We start from the raw sequence: 5013 nt of genomic DNA on the forward strand, positions 1-5013 counted from the left end.
TTTGGCCTAAGTTTTCGCAGCGAGTGACCCCTGGCTTTTTGAGAAGATACCATAATTTTAGCTTTTTTAGCTCGTTTTTAAGAGTTTTATTGGTCATATTAGCTATTTTCTTGCGATCCATTTCTTTCCAAATCAATTTTGATGCTAATTGCTTATTTTTTTGTTTTGTTTTTTCTTCATGAATAATGCAGGTTAGAACAGTGTATTTACATAGCAAAACAATTGATAGATAATTAAAACAGTTTAATTTATATTATTAGTGATGATGACTTATTCATTTTATACTGTTGATGTTTTTACTGATGCTATATTTGGAGGAAATCAACTAGCAGTATTTCCCAACGCAGAAGGGTTATCTTCTGAAATTATGCAAAAAATAGCAGCAGAATTCAACTTCTCAGAAACGGTTTTTATTCTTCCCCCCACTGTTAATAATGCTACTAAAAAACTGCGTATTTTTACACCAACCCAAGAACTGCCTTTTGCGGGACATCCCACGTTAGGTACAGCTTATATTTTAGGATTTACTGATAATACAATCAACAAGAATGATGATTATAAGATTGTTTTTGAGGAAGAAGTAGGATTAGTTTTAGTTAAAGTTAAATTCAAAAATAAGCAGCCTATTTACACAGAATTAACCTCACCACAACTGCCAGAATTTTCTAATCAAACTCCATCAGTAGAAGAATTAGCATCAATTTTAACCTTAGATACAGAAGACTTAAAACAGGATAAATATTACCCTCAAGCTGTTTCTTGTGGAATACCTTTCTTGTTTATTCCCCTTCACAATAGAGACGCATTAAAACGGATAAAATTAAATAGCGATCGCTGGCAACAAATATTAGCAAATAGTTGGGCTTCTTCCCTTTATGTCTTTTGTTTTGACCCCGAAAAAGAAGGATCAAATATTCGTGCGAGAATGTTTGCCCCAGGTTTAGGAGTCATAGAAGATCCAGCCACAGGTTCTGCTGCTACTGCTTTTGGGGGATACTTAGGCATCCGTGAAACAGAAGAAAAGGGAATTTTCCACTGGCGAATAGAACAGGGATTTGAGATGGGAAGACCTAGTTTTCTAGAGGTAAAAACAGAAAAAAGCGGGGGGAATATTAACAACATTTGGGTGGGTGGATCTTCTGTTTTAGTGACACAGGGAACGATGGAAATTCCTAATTATTAATCATCTAAAGGAGTTCCATCGAGACAAGTATTAGTTAATAATGTGCCTTCCATAATTGCCTGTTCAACTTGAGCGCATAATAAGTTAGCATTGGTCAAATTTGTACCTCTTAAAATCGCCCCATTGAGAATTGCTTCTTCTAAATCTGCTTGAGATAAATCAGCCCCCGATAAATTAGTATTACTCAAGTCAGCCTGTTGTAAAATAGTCCCGATTAGAGTTGCACCACGCAAATCACAACCGCGAAAATCAACCCCAGTAAAATCTAAATGACTTAACACAGAACCAGCCAAAAATGCCCCTGCTAAACTAACATTTTTTGCTTGAATATCCGATAAAATAACTCCTCTTAAATCGGCATTACGACAGTCTGCATTTGTTAAATTAGCCCCCGTTAAATCCGCACCTCGTAAGTTCGTTCTGAGGACTGCATCTGTTAGATCAGCCCCCGTTAAATCTGCCCCTGAGAGGTCAACTCCTGACAAATCTACCTTGGCTAAATCTTTAATTTTTCCGTTACGAATGTCTAACAAATTAATGGTTGTATTCATGATAATCCCCTCTAAAAATTTATCTTGTTTGAGTACAAAAATTCTGATTTTATTTGGTAGCTTCTTCTAACCAAATAGCAGGTAGTTGACTGGGACGACTGGGTAAACACATCAAACCCATTTCTGCTAGTCTGACAATGTTCCCTAAAGTGTCAACCAAACTAGGATCGAACCAAGTTTCTCGGTAAGATTCGCATTTTTCAAAAGCCTCCCCTAAACTCAATGCAGGGCGATCTCCTCTGGGTTGGGTTAACTCTTGGAAGTAGGAAACTAAGCCTAAAATACGGGCTTCTATGTTGTTTTCTTCCGCTTTTAAGCCACCTGGTTTACCGCTTCCGTCCCAGTGTTCCAGTTGGTTGCCAACAATCTCTTTAATGACTTTCAATTCTGACATCGTGGATAATAATTGTGCGCCCAGTGTAGCCCGATCTCTCCAGAAAGCGTAACTAGAATCGTTTAGTTGATCGGGGGTATGGGTGAACACATCTTTCGGGGCTTCTGCGAGGCCGATGCGGTATAATAAACCTGCTAACCTTAACCGTCTCAGTTGTAAGGTAGGCAAATCCAATAACTGTCCGATGGTTTCCGCTAAAGCTGATACCTGCAAGGAAGCTACCCCATTATCAGGATCTCTTTCATCTACCCGTTGCGCCATGCGTAAAAACGCCTGTAACTTGCTAGCGGCTAAATTCCGATTTAACTTTAATGCTTGTCCTTCTAATTCTACTAATTCCTTGTTTTGACGGTTAATAGTCACTAACTGCTGTTGAGATGTTTGCAGATAAGTAACAATACGGGAAACAACCCCTGTGAGATCGATAGGAACGCTATTCGGACTGCTTGCTACTTTCTCTTGCATTTGGGTCAATCGATCAGCTAATTCTGGATTATAAGTTCTTACGTTTTTAATCAAAATTTTGGCTGCTTCTTCCACTGGAAGACGATCAAACGTCCAAAGTCCATAAAATTTCCGTTCTGTGTCTGTTTGTGGTTGGGTATCGGCGCGGTATTCTTCGGGGGACAATTCCCGACATAAAACCATCGCAGCGTATCCGGGTGCTAGAATAACTAAATTCCACTCTTCTACCAAAACATCGTCATCTTTGAGATGAACTAGGGATACATTATCTAACTTTCCCGTTTTATGACTGTCAAATCCACTGTCAGCAACAGCAGAGATGGCGATGTGGCGAGAACATTGGGCAATATCGTGGTAGCGATCGGCCTCTTGCAGATACCATTTTCCCTGTTGAAACGTCACCAAGACTAGGGGATGTTGTTGGGGATCGTCGGAGGCACTTTTAATAATATGGTCTTCTAAGGCATGACAAAGGGCAACTAGGGTATTTTTGAAGTAAACCCCGTAACTAGGGGGTAATTGACCGTCTGGGAGCGCGCTTTTGAGTTGGTTTAGGGTGGACTCTAGTAACATTCAGGACAAAATAAATAAAATAGGAGCTTTATTATCAGTTTATCTTAAGCTATGGACAACTATACCTTATCAGACTGCCTTACAGATCGATTCGGTTTGCAGAGATAACTATTAATTTTAGTGAACAGTGAGCAGGTAAAAAAGAAATCAATAAATAATATCTTCGTTATACTGGGGGCAATGAAATCCTTGTGAGGTGGTGAAACGTGCGAGCATTACTTATCTATCCAATATTTCCACCAACCTTTTGGTCCTATGACAAAAGTTTAGAATTAGTTAATCGTAAGGTTTTATTACCACCTCTTGGGTTAGTCACTGTTGCTGGTATTCTACCCCAAACCTGGGAATTTAAACTTTGCGATCGCAATATTAGGGAAGTAACCGAGGCAGAATGGGACTGGGCAGAAATCGTCATTTTCTCGGCTATGATCGTCCAAAAACCGGATTTGTTGGCGCAAATTAAAGAAGCAAAACTACGGGGTAAATGTGTGGTGGTGGGGGGTCCTTATGCTACCTCGGTTCCCTCAGAAGTACAAGAAGCAGGGGCAGATTTTTTGGTCTTAGATGAAGGGGAAATCACTCTCCCTCTCTTTGTTGAAGCTTTACAGAGAGGGGAAACCCAAGGAATGATCCGCACCTCCGAAAAACCAGATGTCACTCTGACTCCTATTCCTCGCTACGATTTATTAGAGTTGGATGCTTATGACTCCATGTCGGTACAGTTTTCTCGGGGTTGTCCGTTTCAATGTGAATTTTGTGACATTATTGTTTTGTATGGACGCAAACCTCGCACAAAAGCTCCTGCACAATTGTTAAAGGAGTTAGACTATCTTTACGAGTTAGGATGGCGACGGGGTGTGTTCATGGTAGATGATAATTTCATTGGCAATAAACGCAATGTTAAATTATTACTCAAAGAACTAAAAGTTTGGCAACGGGAGCATCAATATCCTTTCCGTTTTAACACCGAAGCATCTGTTGATCTGGCTCAAGATTCTGAGTTGATGGAGTTGATGGTAGAATCCAATTTTGATGCAGTTTTCTTAGGCATTGAAACCCCCGATGAGGAGAGTTTAAAGTTAACGAAAAAGTTTCAAAATACTCGCGATTCTTTAACCGATACTATTGATACCCTAATTCGTGCCGGGTTGCGTCCTATGGCTGGTTTTATTATCGGGTTTGATGGAGAAAAAACAGGAGCAGCTTCTCGTATTATTCGCTTTGTAGAAAACGCCGCCATTCCCACTGCTATGTTTGGAATGTTACAAGCTCTTCCTCACACAGCTTTATGGCATCGTTTAGAAAGAGAAGGAAGATTACGGGTTGATAATAGTAAACAAGATATCAATCAAAGTACCTTGATGAACTTTTTTCCCACTCGTCCCATCGAAGATATTGCTCAAGAATATATAGAGGCTTTCTGGACTTTATACGATGCAGAAAATTTCTTAGATCGCACCTATCGTTGTTTCTTAAAATTAGGGGCTCCTAAATGCCATGCTCCTTTTAAATTTCCCAGTTGGGTTGATTTAAGAGCCTTAGCAATTGTTGTTTGGAGACAAGGATTTAAACGTAACACTCGTTGGAAATTTTGGCATCATTTCTTTGGCATTCTTAAACATAATACTCCCGTTTGGGAACACTATTTAACTGTCTGCGCCCACAACGAACATTTTTTAGAATATCGTCAAATTGTTCGAGCTGAAATTGAACAACAGTTACAGGAATTTTTAGAACTAGAAACACAGAAATCTCTTGAAAAAGTTGTTCTACCGAACTTGTAATGTAGATCACTATAGCAGTTCCCATACTTGTGAGGTACAAATTTTTCTAGTTTTAGGAGTCAG

Annotated in this window: 4 protein-coding genes; 2 read left to right on the forward strand and 2 right to left on the reverse strand. The window is 39.4% G+C overall.

From position 1 onward, the window contains the following. Nucleotides 1–265 precede the first annotated feature (265 nt). Nucleotides 266–1183 carry a PhzF family phenazine biosynthesis protein gene (locus P9B04_RS14115; protein ID WP_342055629.1) on the forward strand — a complete coding sequence of 306 codons (918 nt, stop codon included), beginning with the start codon at nt 266–268 and terminating at the stop codon, nt 1181–1183. Here the strand turns inward: P9B04_RS14115 and P9B04_RS14120 are convergent. Next, nucleotides 1180–1734 carry a pentapeptide repeat-containing protein gene (locus P9B04_RS14120; RefSeq protein WP_342055626.1) on the reverse strand — a complete coding sequence of 185 codons (555 nt, stop codon included), beginning with the start codon at nt 1732–1734 and terminating at the stop codon, nt 1180–1182. The two genes, P9B04_RS14115 and P9B04_RS14120, sit on opposite strands and share 4 nt — an antisense overlap. 49 nt (nt 1735–1783) lie before the next feature. After that, complete coding sequence (locus tag P9B04_RS14125; RefSeq protein WP_342055627.1) at nt 1784–3166, reverse strand: HD domain-containing phosphohydrolase; 1383 nt, start codon at nt 3164–3166, stop codon at nt 1784–1786. A gap of 206 nt (nt 3167–3372) precedes the next feature. On the opposite strand from P9B04_RS14125, the gene P9B04_RS14130 reads away from it, so the two are divergent. After that, nucleotides 3373–4950, forward strand: coding sequence for a B12-binding domain-containing radical SAM protein (locus P9B04_RS14130; RefSeq protein ID WP_342055628.1), 1578 nt, complete (start codon nt 3373–3375; stop codon nt 4948–4950). Nucleotides 4951–5013: the final 63 nt, after the last annotated feature.

Source organism: Crocosphaera sp. Alani8 (assembly GCF_038442745.1).
GTDB lineage: Bacteria > Cyanobacteriota > Cyanobacteriia > Cyanobacteriales > Microcystaceae > Crocosphaera.

What these genes read in the sequence shown, in the direction of transcription:
- P9B04_RS14115 (WP_342055629.1), top strand. Translation starts at nt 266, where the DNA reads ATGACTTATTCATTTTATACTGTTGATGTTTTTACTGATGCTATATTT.
- P9B04_RS14120 (WP_342055626.1), bottom strand. Translation starts at nt 1,734, where the DNA reads ATGAATACAACCATTAATTTGTTAGACATTCGTAACGGAAAAATTAAA.
- P9B04_RS14125 (WP_342055627.1), bottom strand. Translation starts at nt 3,166, where the DNA reads ATGTTACTAGAGTCCACCCTAAACCAACTCAAAAGCGCGCTCCCAGAC.